At 62.6% G+C, this 15,472-nt stretch carries 15 protein-coding genes and 2 tRNA genes; 6 read left to right on the forward strand and 11 right to left on the reverse strand.

All coding sequences use genetic code 11. The features are described 5' to 3' along the window. Window positions 1-43: 43 nt before the first annotated feature. A complete protein-coding gene (locus SLT36_RS17285; RefSeq protein ID WP_432283663.1) occupies window positions 44-1,264 on the reverse strand; it encodes a deoxyguanosinetriphosphate triphosphohydrolase in 1,221 nt (406 codons plus the stop codon). A gap of 71 nt (window positions 1,265-1,335) precedes the next feature. On the opposite strand from SLT36_RS17285, the gene erpA reads away from it, so the two are divergent. The 3 genes from erpA (at window position 1,336) to SLT36_RS17300 (ending at window position 2,636) form a co-directional block, all read left to right on the forward strand. Further along, entirely contained in the window at window positions 1,336-1,683 is a 348-nt protein-coding gene (gene erpA, locus SLT36_RS17290) for an iron-sulfur cluster insertion protein ErpA (RefSeq protein WP_432283664.1), read from the forward strand. A 2-nt stretch (window positions 1,684-1,685) separates the two neighbouring features. Beyond that, window positions 1,686-2,063 (forward strand): VOC family protein, encoded by a 378-nt coding sequence (locus tag SLT36_RS17295; RefSeq protein WP_432283665.1) that lies wholly within the window; start codon window positions 1,686-1,688, stop codon window positions 2,061-2,063. A gap of 87 nt (window positions 2,064-2,150) precedes the next feature. Continuing rightward, window positions 2,151-2,636, forward strand: coding sequence for a GNAT family N-acetyltransferase (locus SLT36_RS17300; protein ID WP_192316197.1), 486 nt, complete (start codon window positions 2,151-2,153; stop codon window positions 2,634-2,636). A 51-nt stretch (window positions 2,637-2,687) separates the two neighbouring features. Here SLT36_RS17300 and SLT36_RS17305 read toward each other — a convergent pair whose 3' ends face one another. Next, window positions 2,688-4,172 (reverse strand): nucleobase:cation symporter-2 family protein, encoded by a 1,485-nt coding sequence (locus SLT36_RS17305; RefSeq protein WP_067961599.1) that lies wholly within the window; start codon window positions 4,170-4,172, stop codon window positions 2,688-2,690. Here SLT36_RS17305 and SLT36_RS17310 point away from each other — a divergent pair. Next, entirely contained in the window at window positions 4,165-4,305 is a 141-nt protein-coding gene (locus tag SLT36_RS17310) for a hypothetical protein (RefSeq protein ID WP_157097079.1), read from the forward strand. The two genes, SLT36_RS17305 and SLT36_RS17310, sit on opposite strands and share 8 nt — an antisense overlap. 5 nt (window positions 4,306-4,310) lie before the next feature. Beyond that, a complete protein-coding gene (gene xth / locus SLT36_RS17315; RefSeq protein ID WP_432288378.1) occupies window positions 4,311-5,102 on the forward strand; it encodes an exodeoxyribonuclease III in 792 nt (263 codons plus the stop codon). Between the two features lie 126 nt (window positions 5,103-5,228). Here the strand turns inward: xth and SLT36_RS17320 are convergent, their stop codons facing one another. The 9 genes from SLT36_RS17320 to SLT36_RS17360 all read right to left on the reverse strand — a co-directional run bounded on the left by SLT36_RS17320 (window position 5,229) and on the right by SLT36_RS17360 (window position 15,165). Then, entirely contained in the window at window positions 5,229-6,047 is an 819-nt protein-coding gene (locus tag SLT36_RS17320) for a tetratricopeptide repeat protein (RefSeq protein ID WP_067961595.1), read from the reverse strand. Beyond that, a complete protein-coding gene (locus tag SLT36_RS17325) occupies window positions 6,034-6,465 on the reverse strand; it encodes a hypothetical protein (RefSeq protein WP_432283666.1) in 432 nt (143 codons plus the stop codon). Before SLT36_RS17325 ends, SLT36_RS17320 begins: the two co-directional genes overlap by 14 nt. Window positions 6,466-6,760: 295 nt before the next feature. Beyond that, entirely contained in the window at window positions 6,761-7,954 is a 1,194-nt protein-coding gene (locus tag SLT36_RS17330) for an outer membrane protein transport protein (RefSeq protein WP_432283667.1), read from the reverse strand. Between the two features lie 367 nt (window positions 7,955-8,321). Continuing rightward, on the reverse strand, window positions 8,322-11,105 hold the full coding sequence (locus SLT36_RS17335; RefSeq protein ID WP_432283668.1) for a valine--tRNA ligase: 2,784 nt from the start codon (window positions 11,103-11,105) through the stop codon (window positions 8,322-8,324). 139 nt (window positions 11,106-11,244) lie between these two features. Continuing rightward, complete coding sequence (locus tag SLT36_RS17340; RefSeq protein WP_432283669.1) at window positions 11,245-12,033, reverse strand: DUF2497 domain-containing protein; 789 nt, start codon at window positions 12,031-12,033, stop codon at window positions 11,245-11,247. A gap of 228 nt (window positions 12,034-12,261) precedes the next feature. Further along, on the reverse strand, window positions 12,262-13,641 hold the full coding sequence (locus SLT36_RS17345) for a TolC family outer membrane protein (RefSeq protein WP_432283670.1): 1,380 nt from the start codon (window positions 13,639-13,641) through the stop codon (window positions 12,262-12,264). Between the two features lie 167 nt (window positions 13,642-13,808). After that, window positions 13,809-14,483: a protein-L-isoaspartate O-methyltransferase family protein gene (locus tag SLT36_RS17350; protein WP_432288380.1), complete on the reverse strand. Its 675-nt coding sequence runs from the start codon at window positions 14,481-14,483 to the stop codon at window positions 13,809-13,811. Between the two features lie 80 nt (window positions 14,484-14,563). Next, a tRNA-Cys gene (locus SLT36_RS17355) sits at window positions 14,564-14,637 on the reverse strand. Window positions 14,638-14,901: 264 nt separating this feature from the next. Then, complete coding sequence (locus SLT36_RS17360; RefSeq protein WP_067961585.1) at window positions 14,902-15,165, reverse strand: hypothetical protein; 264 nt, start codon at window positions 15,163-15,165, stop codon at window positions 14,902-14,904. A 202-nt stretch (window positions 15,166-15,367) separates the two neighbouring features. Here SLT36_RS17360 and SLT36_RS17365 point away from each other — a divergent pair. After that, window positions 15,368-15,442: transfer RNA gene (locus tag SLT36_RS17365), tRNA-Asn, on the forward strand. Window positions 15,443-15,472 lie beyond the last annotated feature (30 nt).

A 15,472-nucleotide genomic window follows, 5' to 3' on the forward strand; every position in this document is an offset into this window, starting at 1 on the left:
CACTTTTGACGTGACATTCCACTGAATGATGATTTCGCCCGGCCTAAACCAAATCGGGCGTATGGTCAAACAAGCGTCGGTGCTCCTTGACCGCATAGGTGTCGGTCATGCCGGCCAGGAAATCGGCGACGGCGCGTGCCTTGATGCGATCCTCGGCCCTGTCGAGCCCCTCACGCCAGCCCTCGGGCATGGCGCGGGGATCAGCGTAATAGGCGTCGAACAGGTCGCGCACGATGCGGTCGGCATTCGCCCGCACCCGCATCACCTCGGAGTGCCGGTACATGTTGCGGTAGAGAAACGCCTTCAGCTCCTTCTCCGAAGCCGTCATCTCGTCCGAGAAGGTCACCATGACCTCGCCCGCCTTCCTGACGTCGTCGGCGCTTTGCGGCGCGAGCCGCGCGATCCTTGCGGTCGCGGTGGAGATGACGTCCTCGACGAACATGGTGATCTGGCGCCGCATCAGTTCGTGACCCGTGCGCATTGGGTCGAGCGCGGGATAACGCTCGCGCACGCCGCGCAGGATCGCGGCCGGCAGTGGCACGTCGTCAAGCATTTCGAGGGTCAGCAGCCCTGCCCTGAGCCCGTCATCGATGTCATGGGTGTTGTAGGCGATGTCGTCGGCGATAGCGGCACACTGCGCCTCCAGGCTGGCAAAGCGGTCGAGCTCGAGGTCATGCAACTCGGAATAGTCGCGGATCGCCTGCGGCACGGGCCCCTTCAGCCCCTTGCCGGTGGCGTCGGTCAGCGGGCCGTTGTGCTTGACCAGCCCCTCCAGCGTCTCCCAGGTCAGGTTGAGACCGTCGAACTCGGCGTAACGGCTCTCCAGCCGTGTCACCACGCGCAGCGACTGGGCGTTGTGGTCAAAGCCACCCCAGGCCGCCATCTTGTCGTTCAGCGCGTCCTCGCCGGTGTGGCCGAACGGCGTGTGGCCGAAATCGTGGACCAGCGCGATCGCCTCGGCGAGATCCTCGTCGCAGCGCAGCGCACGCGCCAGGGCGCGGGCGATCTGCGCCACCTCGATCGTGTGCGTCAGCCGGGTGCGGAAATGATCGCCTTCATGGGCAACGAACACCTGCGTCTTGTGCTTGAGGCGACGAAAGGCCGTCGAATGGATGATGCGGTCGCGGTCGCGCTGGAACGGCGTGCGTGTCGGGCTTTCAACCTCGTCGAACAGGCGGCCGCGCGAGGCCGCGGGATCGCAGGCATAGGCCGCGCGCGGCCGGTAGCCGAAGCCGATATCGCCAAGTTGCCGTTCGCCTGCCATACTCCCCACCTGTTGACTTGCCCCAGGTGGCTTCATACCTATCATAAGAAACCGAAAGCAAGGTGACGCCAATGGGCGCTGATGCCAAGACCGCCATGAAGGTCGACATGACCGAAGCCGCAGCGAAGCGGATAGCCAAGATCGTCGCCGGCGATCCGGGCAAGATCGCGTTGCGCATCTCGGTCGAAGGCGGCGGCTGCTCGGGCTTTTCCTACAAGTTCGACCTCGTCGAAGGCCGCAACGACGACGACGTCGCCATTGAGCGCGACGGTGCGACGCTGCTCGTCGACGACCTGTCGCTCGTCTATATGGGCGGCTCGATCGTCGATTTTGTCGATGACCTGATGGGCCAGTCGTTCCAGATCAAGAACCCCAACGCGGTCGCCGGCTGCGGCTGCGGCACCAGCTTCTCCATCTAGCCATGCGCAGGCCGCAAGCGCTCCGTCAGGTGGCGCTTGCGGCCGGTCGCGACATCGACGCGACGCTCGCCTTCTGGCTCGATGTCTTCGGCCTTCCCGTCCACGCTCGCTACGACCCACCCGGCATCGCCTTCATCGTCGTCGGCGGCATCAGGCTGTTTTTCACCGGAGGCATACCGCAGGCGACCGTCTATCTCGACATAGACGACCTCGAGGCCTTCTACGAAATCGCATCCGACAATGGCGTGGCGTTCACCACGGCACCCACGCTCGTCCACCGCGATGCGGCGGGCGAATTCGGCCCTGCTGGCGAGAGCGAGTGGATGGCTTTCCTGAAGGACCCCGCCGGCAACACGATCGGGCTGGTCGAACGCAAATAGCCTTGCGCATTGCTCTGAACCACTCCATCTCGTCGCGATGCGCCGCTGCCCCCGGGCGTTCTACGATTCCGAGCGTAAGGGAACAGCATGCATATCCGTCGTTTTGAACCGCGTGACTACGATGCTGTGGTGAACGTCATCCTGCCCATCCAGCGAGACGAATTCGGCTTTGACGTTACCGTCGACCACCAGCCGGACCTCCGGATCATTCCAGAATTCTATCAGCGCGACCTTGGCGATTTCTGGGTCGCCGAGGCAGATGGCAAGATCGTCGGGACGATCGGCCTGGTCGACATCGGTGATGGGCTCGCCGCCTTGCGCAAGATGTTCGTCGCCGCCGAGTGGCGTGGCCGCGAACATGGCATCGCTGCGAAACTGCTGGGCCTCTTGCTTGCGACGGCCCGCGAACGCGGCATCCGCGCAGTCTATCTCGGCACGACCGACAGGTTTCTTGCCGCCCATCGCTTCTACGAGAAGAACGGCTTTGCCGAGGTCGCCAGATCCGACCTGCCGGCGAGCTTCCCTGTCGTGTTCATCGACACCAAGTTCTACGTGCACCGGCTGGATGCCTGAAAAGCAGAGGGCCCCACGCAGGGGCCCTCGTCTCTTGTCAATCGTCCTTGATCAAGCTTCCGAAGCCATCGCCGCTTCGCGGATCTCGGCCTCATTGACCTTGGTGCCGTTGAAGAAGGCGTTCAGCACCACTGCCGAAACCGACGCCAGGAGAATGCCAGACTCGATCAGCGGGTGGATGTCGTGCGGCATCCACATCTTGAAATCAGGGGCGACGAGCGGGATCATGCCGAAGCCGATGGAGACCGCGACCACGAACAGGTTGTTGCGGTTGGTCTTGAAGTCGACATTGGACAGGATGCGGATGCCGGTCGCCGCCACCATGCCGAACATCACCAGCCCCGCACCACCGAGCACCACGGTGGGCAGCGCCTCGACCAACGCGCCCATCTTGGGCACCAGCCCCAGGATCAGCAGGATCACGCCGCCGGCAACGCAGACAAAGCGGCTCTTGACGCCGGTGACGCCGACGAGGCCGACATTCTGCGAGAAGGAGGTGTACGGAAAGGTGTTGAACAGGCCGCCGATAATGGTGCCAAGACCATCGGTGCGCAGGCCGGCCGACAACATCGGCTGGGTCACCTTGCGGCCGGTCATGTCGCCGAGCGCCAGGAACATGCCTGTCGATTCGATCATCACGACGATCATCACCAGCACCATCGTGATGATCAGGATCGGGTCGAAGATCGGCATGCCGAAGCGCAGCGGCGTGATCAGTTCGAACCACTCAGCCGAAGCGACCTTGTCGAAATGCATCATGCCGAGCGAAGCGGTGAGCACGCCGCCGATGAGGATGCCGAGCAGCACGGCGATGTTGGCCACAAACCCCTTGCCGAACTTGGCGATGACCAGGATCGACAGCAGCACGACCGCCGAGATGCCGACATTGACGAGCGGCGCATAGGCGGCGTTGGGCGCGGTTGCGGCGAGCGCAAGCTTGGCCGGGATCGGCGGGATGGTCGAGCCGGTGGCAGCCGCCATCTCGGTCACGGTCTTCAGCCATTCGGCATGCTCGGGCGCCACCAGCCGGGGCGCGGTCGGACCGACCGGGTTGCCGAATATCCAGTTGATGCCGATGCGCATCAGCGACGCGCCGATGACGACGATGATGGTGCCGGTGACAACAGGCGGAAAAAACCTGAGCATGCGGCTTACAAGCGGCGCGATCAGGAAGGCCACGATGCCGGCGCCGATGATGGCGCCGAAGATCATGCGGGCGCCGTCGGGGCCCTGATTGGCGTTGGCCATGGCGACCATCGGGCCGACGGCGGCGAAGGTGACGCCCATCATGACCGGCAGCTTGATGCCGAACCACTGGGTTGCGCCGAAAGACTGGATGATGGTGACGAGGCCGCAGACGAAAAGATCAGCGGAGATCAGGAAGGCGACCTGCTCCGGATCGAGCTTGAGGGCTCGTCCGATGATGAGCGGCACCGCGATAGCGCCGGCATACATGACCAGCACGTGCTGGATGCCGAGCGCGGCCAGGCGAGGCGCTGGAAGCACCTCGTCCACAGGATGAGTACTGTTGGACATGGCATTTGTTCCCCTTTTGCCAGCCGGTCCGAAGAATGCCGAAGAGGACCGGTTCCCTTCTCCCAAGGGATGGTGCAGGATCGTCTGGAACCGCCGTGCAGGCTATCAAGAATTGTTTGAAATCATCGCGTGAAATTCATGAAGATCGTCACCTGGAACATCAACGGTGTCCGCGCCCGTATCGAGAACCTTGTGCATTGGCTCAAGGAAAGCGATCCGGACATTGTCTGCCTGCAGGAAATCAAGACGGTCGACGAAGGCTTTCCGCGTTTCGAGATCGAGGCGCTCGGCTACAATGTCGAAACCCACGGCCAGAAGGGCTTCAACGGCGTCGCGATTCTCTCCAAGCTGCGCTTCGACGAGGTCAATCGCGGCCTGCCGGGCGATGATGCCGACGAGCAGGCGCGCTTCATCGAAGGCGTGTTCTCGACCGACAAGGGCGTGCTGCGCGTGGTGTCGCTCTACCTGCCCAACGGCAACCCCGTCGGCACCGAGAAGTTCCCCTACAAGCTGTCTTGGATGGCGCGGCTGGAGCGCTGGGCGACGGAGCGGCTGGCGCTGGAAGAGGCGCTCGTGCTTGCCGGCGACTACAACGTCATTCCCGAAGCCATCGACGCCCGCAACATCGAGATGTGGCTGGGCGATGCGCTGTACCAGCCCGAGACGCGGCAGGCTTTCCGCCGGCTGGTAAATCTCGGCTTCACCGAAGCGGTGCGCTCGGTCACCGACCAGCGCGATGTCTATACGTTCTGGGACTATCAGGCCGGCGCCTGGCAGAAGAACAACGGCATCCGCATCGACCACCTGCTTTTGTCGCCGGAAGCCGCCAACCGATTCACCTCGGCCTCGATCGAAAAGCACGTGCGCGCCTGGGAAAAGCCGTCCGACCACGTGCCGGTGGCGATCGACCTCACCCTTCAGGCGGCGTGAGGCACTGCCAGAGCTCCGGCTCTGGCGCACCTATTGCAATTCACAATCTTGGGGGAAACTGGTTGGCGACCGCAAATGACGGTCTCGCCGATAAGTGCTGCAAGCCGGCCGCAACCGCTGTGCCGCCTACTGGTTACCTTTGGTCAGGATGTCTTCGGCAAGCGAGATCGCGGTGCGTCGATCGGATTCGTCGGCGAGGGCAAATGCCTCTTCCTGCATGCCGCGGATCCACGGCTGGTCGGAGGGCTGGGCGCGTTCGAGGGCCGCGGTCATCATGGCAAGGCCGCGCACCACTTTGCCGCTCTGGAACAAGAGATTGCCAAGCGTCGCCTGCGCGCCGGCATGGCCCTTTTCCGCCGCCAGTTGCAGCCAGCGGCCGGCCTGCTTGACGGACGCCTTCACGCCACCGTCGCCCTTGAGGAACATCTTGCCCATCTCGTACTGGGCATTGGCATTGCGGTAGTTGGCGGCGGCGCGCATGTAATATTCCTGCGCGGCGACCGGGTTGGCCGAGACCGGGCTTCCCGGGATGCCTTCCTTCATGTAGCCACCGAGTGCCACGAGCGCATCGGAGACATAACTCTCCTCAGGTGAGCCGGGCTCGACATCCTGCTCGGCGATCTCGGTGAAGAACTTGAAGGCCTCGTAGTCATCCTGGGCGACGCCGTCGCCTTCGGCATACATGCGCGCGAGCTTCCAGGTGGCGCCGATCTGGCCGTTTTCAGCGGCGTAACGATAGGCCTCGACGGCCTGGTCCTTGTGACCGCTCTTGTAGGCGGAGAAGCCGAACTGGAACACAGCCCACGGGTTCGATTCCGGCTTCACGCCGGTCTTGTCGTCGAACACCTTGTCGTCAAACGCCAGCGCCTCGCCTGCGGCGCCCAACAGGGAGACCGCGACAAGCGCCGAAAAGGCTGATGCTCTTACCAACTCAGATATGCGCATAGCAGTACGTTTCTTCCGCCCACCTCGGTGGGTGACCGTGGCCTCGCCCTGCGGCTCGGACACAATTCCAGATCGCGCCCGGCTTTTCGGCCGGACCCGGATTCCACTCTTTCGCCCTCTCCACGCTTTCGCAGTCGGACCGCGCCAGGCCAGCCTCTGCGGGCGTCTGCGCCAGGTTCACGACATCGATCACATCAAGATGCGCGTTGTTTTCGACCAAACTACGGCCAAGGCCTTGCAAGAAATCGTGATCGGCGGCCAACTGCGCCGGCACGCCCGCGGAGTGTATGACGACGCCAATACTTCTGCGGGGCGCACGAAAACTCGAAGCACGGCAGGAAAAGCGGCGTCCAAAGGCCGATGCGGCCGTCTTTCGACGGCTGGGCAGCTTGGCCATGAAGGTCGCCTTGGCGTTCATTTCTGTTCCTGCCGCGACATCGCGACTTTGCTGTTGGTTTCCATTGCCAACGCCCCTCAACCGGGCGCTGGTCCGAAGACCCATTCGAGGTGCGCCGGGTTTATGGCGGGAAATTGGCAATGTCCCCGTCATGTTCCTTAGCCGATAGCTTGATTAAAAAGTGTTGCCGATTCGTCACAACTGTTGCCGACTTGCCGCGTCATGGTTTCTAAAACGGAAACGCGCGGGTCGGTGATGGCGCACAAAAAAGCCGGGCACGAGGCCCGGCTTGTTCTGGATGCTCAGAATGTGGTGGTTACCACTTGATGGAGTAACCGAGGTTGAAGGCGAACGCATAGCCGGCCTTCACAGCGGAGTCGGTGCCGTCGGTGATGTTAGGATTGGGGCCGTACTTCGTCTCTGCCGCAGCGCTGATGTAAGTCAGCCCCACACCACCACGGATTTCGCCACCGAGTTTGTCTTTCGCCGAAGCGCCAAGGCCGAGAGTCCAGGTATCGCTGGACAGATCCCAACCGGTGCTGACACCGCGATCCCAAGTAATGCTGGCAAGTCCGGAAATCTGGTCGGTAAAGGCATGACCGATACCACCGGTGACGGTCCAGCCGTCCTTCCAGAAGTACTTGTCCGACGTGATCTGCGTGCCAGTTGCCGCCGCGCGGACGTCAAGCGTGGTCGTTGCAGTCCAGTCGGTCCACTTCACCGCACCAAATGCCAGCCAACCCGGCGCAACGCCGGTCTGGAACTTCAAATCCACGCTTTGCGGCAAGCTGCCAATGCCAAGCGCTGGCACGGGGATTTGCATTGTCGGGGGAGCCAAGCAGAAGCCCGGAATACCCGTTGCGGCGCAAAGGACTGCGGCAGGTGCCCGAAGCATGCCCTCGGCACCATAATCGGTGCCTGAACGGTACATGATCTGGCCTCGGAGAGCGATCTCCGGAATGTCGTAGGCGACGCCGACACGATAGCCAAATTCCTGGCCCTCTAGGTTAAGCGTGGCATTGCCGAGTGCGCCGTAGAAGTTCTGGCGATCATAGTCGAACTTCTCCATGTAACCGCCGCCGAGCAGCCACAACCGGCCCTTGCCAACTTCGAAGTTCATGCCGCATGTAAGCGCGGTTTCGGTCGTATCGAACTCTTCGAGGATCTTGCCGCTGGCGGTCGGGAACGCATAGTGGGCAGAGCCGCCATTGTTCTCGACGATGGTTCCGGCGCAACGCAGGTTGTTCATGATGTTGAACTTCACCGCTGCCGACGGAATGGCGTAGGAATCGGTATAGCTGGTGCCGACGAGAGCGGGATTGCCGTTACGTGTATACTCGCGCGTTGGGTTCACATAAGTGACGCCCGCGCGCATGTTGAAATTGCCTTCTTCGTACAGGATATCCGTATCGGCCGTGCCGCGCGCGAAGCCGCCTGCCTGGGCTGCGCCTGCCGCAACGATCGTCAGCGCCGTTGCCCCCAGCAGCGCTTTGAGACGCGAAATGTTCATGGTGGTCCTCTCCCGAATGCCTCGTGACGAGAATTGAACGAATTCAGCCTGCTCACGCAACATTGATTTTTTGCAAACGATGGCCGCCCTGCGGCGGGGTTGCGGCAGGGGTGGTCACCTTCCGCTTACGCAAACGTCAATTTTAGCCAAATCCGCACCAATCGTTCCTGAATTTCCAAGGAAATCCGGAACCGGAATGCAAAAACAGCCCGAAATCGGGCTGTTTTGGAGGCTTGTTACATTATGGCAACAATCGGGCGCAAAATAGTTACATTGGCCACAATTTACGCAGCGACATGCCTTTTCTGACGGCACAAGCAAAACCTGCCGCGACGTCATCGTGCGGCAGGTTTTGAGCTTCGAATCGTCAGCCGGCGTCGCGTACCCGCGACAGCGCCGTGTCGAGTTTTTCCTGCGTCCGGCGGTAGTCTTCGAGCTTCTCGCGCTCGGCCGCGACGATCTCTTCCGGAGCCGAAGCGACGAACTTTTCGTTTGACAGCTTCTTGTGCAGCCGGGCGATCTCCTCGGTGGTCTTGGCGAGTTCCTTCTGCAGGCGCGCCGCTTCGGCGGACAGGTCGATCAGGCTGCCGAGCGGCAGGCAGGCAGTGGCTTCACCGGCAACGATCTGGGCCGCCCCCTTCGGGGCTGCCGTCTCATGGGTGATCTCGCCGACGCGGGCGAGGCGCGCAATCGCCGACTGATGGCGCTTCAGGCGCTCCAGCGTCTCGGTATTGGCACCGACGAAGACCAGCGGCGCGATCGCCGCCGGCGGCACGTTCATTTCGGACCGAACCGAGCGGATGCCGCTGACGAGATCGACGAGCCAGTTGATCTCGGCCGCAGCGCCCACGTCCTCGAAATCAGGGGCCGGCCATGCAGCGTGGCACAGAAGCGACGTGCGCTCCTTGCCCTCGCCGGCGGTGTGCGCCCACAGCTCCTCGGTCATGAACGGCATCATCGGATGCAAGAGCTTGTAGATCTCGTCGAGCACGAAAGCCGCGACCGCCTGGCTTTCAGTCTTGGCGGCCTCGTCCTCGCCCATGAAGATCGGCTTGAGCAGTTCGAGGTACCAGTCGCAGAAGGTGTTCCAGACGAAACGATAGGCAGCACCAGCCGCCTCGTTGAAGCGGTAGGTGGTGATCGCCGCAGTCACCTCGCGCGTCGCGCGGGTCAGCTCGGTCAGGATCCAGCGGTTGACGGTCAGCTTGGCGTCGTTGAGCCAGAATTCGTCATTGCGCGCGACACCGTTCATCTCGGCAAATCGCGTGGCGTTCCACAGCTTGGTGCCGAAGTTGCGGTAGCCGGCAATGCGGGCCGGATCGAGCTTCACGTCGCGGCCCTGCGCGGCCATGATCGCCAGGGTGAAGCGCAGCGCATCGGCACCGTACTCGTCGATCAACTCCAGCGGATCGATGACGTTGCCCTTCGACTTCGACATCTTCTGGCCGTTCTTGTCGCGAACCAGCGCATGGACGTAGACCGTGTGGAACGGCTCCTCTTCCATGAAATGCAGGCCCATCATCATCATGCGGGCGACCCAGAAGAAGATGATGTCGAAGCCGGTCACCAGCACGTCGGTCTGGTAATAGGTCTCGAGCTCGGGCGTCTTGTCCGGCCAGCCGAGCGTCGAGAATGGCCACAGCGCCGACGAGAACCAGGTGTCGAGCACGTCCTCATCGCGGGTCAGGATCTTGCCCGGTTCGAAATTCTCGAGGCGCTCCTCGACCCAGGCCTTCCACGGCCCTTCAAGCGCAAGATAGTGCTGGATCGCTGCATCGAGGGCTTCTTCCTCGCTGCGCTCGACGAAGACCTGGCCGTCCGGGCCATACCAGGCCGGGATCTGGTGACCCCACCACAGCTGACGCGACACGCACCAGGGCTGGATGTTCTCCATCCAGTCGAAATAGGTCTTTTCCCAGTTCTTGGGCACGAAGTTGGTGCGGCCCTCGCGCACCGAGCGCAAGGCAGGCTTCGCCATCTCGGCGGCATTGACATACCACTGGTCGGTCAGGAACGGCTCTATCGGCACGCCGCCACGGTCGCCATGCGGCACCATGTGCTTGTGGGGCTCGATCTTGTCGAGGAAACCGCCCTCTTCCATGATCTGGACGATCAGCTTGCGCGCCGCGAAGCGGTCGAGGCCATGCAGCTGTGTCCAGACGCCGTCGCGCATCTCGGTGCGCTCGACGCCTTCGAGGAACTCGTCGTTGTCGACGATGTTGATGTTGGCCTCGACGGTCAGGATGTTGATCTGCGGCAGGTTGTGGCGCTTGCCGACCTCGAAGTCGTTGAAGTCATGCGCCGGCGTGATCTTGACCGCGCCGGACCCCTTTTCCGGATCGGAATATTCGTCGGCGACGATGGGGATTCTGCGGCCGACGATCGGCAACACGACGTGTCTGCCGACGAGGGCTGCGTAGCGCTCGTCTTCGGGATGGACGGCAACGGCGGTATCGCCGAGCATCGTCTCAGGCCGCGTGGTCGCAACCGTGATGTAGGTCGCCGGGTTCTCCGGATCGTAGACCTCACCTTCGACAGGATAGCGGAAGTGCCAGAGGTTGCCGTTGATCTCGTGCTGCTCGACCTCGAGATCGGAAATCGCGGTCAGGAGCTTCGGATCCCAGTTCACAAGGCGCTTGTCCTTGTAGATCAGGCCCTGCTTGTGCAGCGTCACAAACACCTCGATGACGGCCTTGGACAGGCCCTCGTCCATGGTGAAGCGCTCACGCGACCAGTCGCAGGAGGCACCCAGCCGCTTCAGCTGGTTGAAGATCATGCCGCCGGACTCGTCCTTCCACTCCCAGACCTTGTCGACGAACTGCTCGCGGGTCAGGTCGCGGCGATGGATCTGCTTTTCCATCAGCTTGCGCTCGACCACCATCTGGGTGGCGATGCCGGCATGGTCCATGCCGGGCTGCCACAGCACGTTCTTGCCACGCATGCGCTCGAAGCGGACCAGAATGTCCTGCAGCGTGTTGTTCAGCGCATGGCCCATATGCAGCGAGCCGGTGACATTGGGCGGCGGGATGACGATGGTGAACGGGTCGGCACCCTCGGGCGCGCCGGCGCCTGCCTTGAAGGCGTCGGCATCTTCCCAGGCCTTGGCAATCCTGGGTTCGACTGTTTTGGCGTCGTAGGTCTTCTCAAGCATCGGAATTGGTTCCGTTTGGTCCGGATCTGTTGGTCCGGTGTAAATCGGATGGGTGCAGCCAAGTCAACAGCGCGGCAAGCACCAGCCGGAAACGAAAACGCCGCCCGAAGGCGGCGCTTTCATGTCGGCAGAGCCGAAATCACTGTGCGCCGCGTGCCACGCGTTCGATCTCTTCGCGTACCAGCCGCTCGACCAGCGTCGGCAGGTTGTTGTCCAGCCAGTCCTGCAGCATCGGCCGCAGCATCTCGGTGGCGATGTCGTCGAAGGACTTGCGGCTGCGCGCCGCGTACACGTCGTTGAGCTCGCCGAAAGCCGCTGAGATCTGGCGACCCGCCTGTTCCGAGATGATCGCAGGCTTCGGCGCGGCCAGCTCTTCGGCTACGGCAGGCTCCGGCGTTGCCACTACGGTCTGGGCAACGACCTGAGGTGTCTGCTTCTCCGCTTCGCGCGGACCAGCAAGGCGCTCCATCTGCTCAACGGCGATCGTCGACTGCGGCGCCCAGCTTGCGGCAGCCGGACGGGTTGCGGCGGGCATCTCCACGATGGGCGCCGGTGTCTCGACGACGGGCGCTGGCGCCTCGGCGACGGTTGAGCGCATGGGCATTGCGGTGGCGGCAGCGACCTTCGGCTCTGCCGACGGCCACTTCGCGGGCTCGTCGCGCCGCGGCACTTCCTGCTTCGCGGCCATCAGTGCGGCCTCTGCCGGCTTCACATCGACCGGCGCGGCCTTGGGCGCCTGGAACTCGGCCCGGAATGCCTCGACTTCGATGATGTTGCGGTCGCTGCGGTCGTCTTCGGGCTCCGGCCGCATCTGTTCGAAATCAACTGCCGGACGGCGTCCGGTATCGTTGTCTTCGATGATCCTGCGGATGGAAGCGAGAATCTCTTCCATCGAGGGTTCGCGCTGAGCGCTGCTAGCCTGGGCCATCGTCACATCCGCCGCCTTTGTGACAGGATACAAAATGCGCCCGCCGAAACGGGCGTCGAATCAGAGCCCAAGCGTAGCCGACTGATTCCCCTTAGAGAATCCCCAATCGGACACCCCTGGCGATTTCAACAGAATACAGTGTCCCGGCCGCTCGCCGGCAAAACGAAAACGGGCGCCTGCTCCATAGGAGCAGACGCCCGCCTGATCAGATAGCCGGCGCGCTGAAGCTCAGCGACCGTCTGGCGTGCGGAGACCGATCCACTTGTCCTTGACGGCGTTGTAGTGTTCTTCCGGCTTGTACTTGGTCACCTGCAGATTGAGCCGCTCGACCGACAGATTGCCGGCGGCCGACAGGATGGCATAGCTCGCCACCACGACATCGCGCTCGGCGGTCGCCAGGTTGATCTGGGCGTCGATGACGTCCCTCTGCGAGTTGAGCACGTCGAGCGTTGTCCGCTGGCCGACATTGCGCTCCTCGATAACGCCATTAAGCGCCAGCTGTGCTGCCGAGATCACTTCACGGTTTGCCGCCACCGCCTCACGCGCCGCAGCGTACTGCGTCCAGGCGGACGTCACCGCCTGACGAACCTGGTCGCGGCTGACATCGACTTCGATGCGGGCCTGGCCAAGCGATTCCTTGGATTGACGCACGGTCGCCGAGGCGCGGCCACCCTGATAGATCGGCACAACGAGCGATGCGCCGATATTGGCCGAGGTCGTCCAACCGTCCGGCGAGGTGATGCTATTCGGTGAATTGTCGCGATGGACCTGCGAAATGCCTGCCGATGCCGACAGCTGCGGCAGCAGCGCGCCTTCGGCCGATTTCACCGAGAAGCCCGCCGCGTCGACGAGATATTCGGTCGCCTGGATCGCCGGATGCTGATCGGCAGCCAGCGCTACCGCGCTGTCGAGGCTCCTGGGCAGAAGCTTGGACAGCGGCGCTGCCCCCTTCAGGTTCTTCGGGTCTTCGCCGACGAGTCGGCGATAGGTCGCAGCACTTGCCAGTGCCTGGGCGCGGGCAGCGGCCAATAGCGCAAGCGCCGACGACCGCGAGGCATCGGCCTGCGCCACGTCGGTGCGGGTGCCCTCGCCCACGTCGAAACGCGAACGGGCAGCGCGAACCTGTTCGCCGAGGAACTGCAAATTGCGTTCCCTGAGCGCCGCGATCTGGCGGTCGCGGATCACATCCATATAGGCGCTCGCCGCATCGAACAGGATGTTCTGCTCGGTATTGCGCAAGCTCTGGTTCTGGGCGCGCACACGCGCCTCGGCAGCAGCAACGTTGTTCTTGGTCTGGAAACCGTCGAACAGCGACTGCTTGATCTCGATGCCGAACGAGCCGGTCGTCAGGTGGCTCGTCGAGTCCCGCCGCGTCGTCGAATAATCGATACTGGCGGAGCCGTTGATCGTCGGTCGATAGCCCGACTTGGCGATCGCCACGCTTTCATCGATGACACGCACCCCGGCGCGGGCCGAATTGAGCTGGGAGTTGTTCTGATATGCCTTGGCCAAAGCCCCGAGGATCGTTTCCGCGGAGGCCGACAGCGGCGAAAGCGCCGTCGCGGAAACCAAAGCTACGGCAAACACACTTTTACGGAAAAACGACACGCGCGTCCCTCATTCATTCTGCGGCGAGCTGCCTGAAGACAGCTACTAATGCCCCTCGCCGAATCCGACAACAAGCGACCAATCTGGACTAGCACAGTCCAGAATCAATCACCCTCGTCCGCTCCTTAGATCATCACGACGCATTGCCCGCCGCAAGAAAAAGGAGATCAGAACTCAAATTCGTGTGTGCGATTGAAGCCGGGTAGTGGCTTAACTGCCGCATTGAAAGCACGACGCGCCGTCACTACGGCACCATCCTTGAGGAAGACGCTGGCGACGCCGGCGTTGCCGCGACCCTCTACGACGACCAGACGGCCGCCGTCCTTGAGCTGGGCAAGCAGTGCCTCGGGGACCTGCTCGACGCTGCCGCCGACGAAGATCACGTCATATGGCGCTTGCGACGGATAGCCGTCAGCCAGAGGTGCCGTGACCACGACGACATTGTCATAACCGAGCGAAGAAAGCGTCGAGGTCGCCTTTGCGGCGAGCGTGGCATCGCTTTCGAGCGCGATCACCGAGCTTGCAAGGCGCGACAGCACCGCCGAGGAATAACCCGTGCCGCAACCGACATCGAGAACGAAGTCGCTCGGCACGATTTCTGCCAGCTGTGCCAGCTTGGCGAAGGGCGACGGCTCCATCAGATAGCGCGGCTGATCGGCATCGGCGGTCGCGCCGTAGCGCATGTCTTCGTCGATATAGGCAAGCTCGCGATGGCCGCTGTCGACGAATTCTTCGCGCGGCACGGACAGCATAGCTGAAAGAATGGCTGCGTCGGTCACGTCGGTGGTGCGGACCTGGCCGTCCACCATCTTCACGCGACGTTCGGAAAAATCAGCGTTCATGTTCAACTGGCCCGCCTTCGGCGCGTGATGCGCAACTATAACTGCCCGAATGGGTCCTCGGCGGCGGTTGCCGAGGAAGCTGGAGGCCTCGCCCGGAATCGAACCGGGGTGCAAGGATTTGCAGTCCTCTGCGTAACCACTCCGCCACGAGGCCTCGCCGCTTCGGGCGTCTACAGCGCTCCAATAGGTTGCCAGGATTCCGCCGTCAAGCGGGAGACGACTCTTTCTCCGTGGGTTTTGGCTGCAGCCACGGCAAAGGACCTAGCAAAGGCTCAGCAAAGGATTCGATCATGCACCGCAGCAGCAAGAATCGCAGCAACGCCCTTGTTTTCCCTCCAGACGCGGCTCCGCCAACGCCTTCGCAACGTGCCCGGGGGGTGCAAGGGCGATGTCGGGCGATTCCCTGGCGCCGCTTGCGCTAGTTCGCTGGCCGCTTGCGCCGCTCCCACCAGATGATCAGCCTGCGGCGTACGCGGCGGACGACATGGAATTCGTGCGACAGGACCAGAAGTCCGAGCGGAATCATCCAGAAGCCAAGCACCGGCAGGAAGCCCAGCAGGCCAAAGAAGCAGAGGGCGACGCCGATGCCGATGCGCACCCCGCGCGAACGCGGCATGGCGAATTCACGGCCGAAGATCGAAATCTTGCGTCTGGGTGGCTGCTGGGGGCTGGCGCTGGTCATTATCCCTGCATTTGCTCGGTGAAGCCTGTGCGCCCGAATGACGCGCCAAGCCGGCGAAAGGCTTGGTAAAGCGGACATATGAGGCCGTCCCGGGGTGATTACCAGAAAGCTGTCTGGGAAAAACTCGCAAAAAGGTTCGATTACCGCTTTGCAAATCGAATTCCCGTTGCTATACGCCGCCTCGTTCACACCAGAGCGCTGTTCCCCGGTAGCTCAGTGGTAGAGCAACCGGCTGTTAACCGGTTGGTCGCTGGTTCGAATCCGGCCCGGGGAGCCACTTCATTCTCAAAGCATTGAAGTTTTCAGA

This window comes from Aminobacter sp. BA135, from assembly GCF_050859125.1.
GTDB classification, from domain to species: domain Bacteria; phylum Pseudomonadota; class Alphaproteobacteria; order Rhizobiales; family Rhizobiaceae; genus Aminobacter; species Aminobacter ciceronei.

Coding starts and splice junctions, on each gene's coding strand:
- SLT36_RS17285 (WP_432283663.1), bottom strand. CDS start 1,264: ATGGCAGGCGAACGGCAACTTGGCGATATCGGCTTCGGCTACCGGCCG.
- erpA (WP_432283664.1), top strand. CDS start 1,336: ATGGGCGCTGATGCCAAGACCGCCATGAAGGTCGACATGACCGAAGCC.
- SLT36_RS17295 (WP_432283665.1), top strand. CDS start 1,686: ATGCGCAGGCCGCAAGCGCTCCGTCAGGTGGCGCTTGCGGCCGGTCGC.
- SLT36_RS17300 (WP_192316197.1), top strand. CDS start 2,151: ATGCATATCCGTCGTTTTGAACCGCGTGACTACGATGCTGTGGTGAAC.
- SLT36_RS17305 (WP_067961599.1), bottom strand. CDS start 4,172: ATGTCCAACAGTACTCATCCTGTGGACGAGGTGCTTCCAGCGCCTCGC.
- xth (WP_432288378.1), top strand. CDS start 4,311: ATGAAGATCGTCACCTGGAACATCAACGGTGTCCGCGCCCGTATCGAG.
- SLT36_RS17320 (WP_067961595.1), bottom strand. CDS start 6,047: ATGCGCATATCTGAGTTGGTAAGAGCATCAGCCTTTTCGGCGCTTGTC.
- SLT36_RS17325 (WP_432283666.1), bottom strand. CDS start 6,465: ATGAACGCCAAGGCGACCTTCATGGCCAAGCTGCCCAGCCGTCGAAAG.
- SLT36_RS17330 (WP_432283667.1), bottom strand. CDS start 7,954: ATGAACATTTCGCGTCTCAAAGCGCTGCTGGGGGCAACGGCGCTGACG.
- SLT36_RS17335 (WP_432283668.1), bottom strand. CDS start 11,105: ATGCTTGAGAAGACCTACGACGCCAAAACAGTCGAACCCAGGATTGCC.
- SLT36_RS17340 (WP_432283669.1), bottom strand. CDS start 12,033: ATGGCCCAGGCTAGCAGCGCTCAGCGCGAACCCTCGATGGAAGAGATT.
- SLT36_RS17350 (WP_432288380.1), bottom strand. CDS start 14,483: ATGAACGCTGATTTTTCCGAACGTCGCGTGAAGATGGTGGACGGCCAG.
- SLT36_RS17360 (WP_067961585.1), bottom strand. CDS start 15,165: ATGACCAGCGCCAGCCCCCAGCAGCCACCCAGACGCAAGATTTCGATC.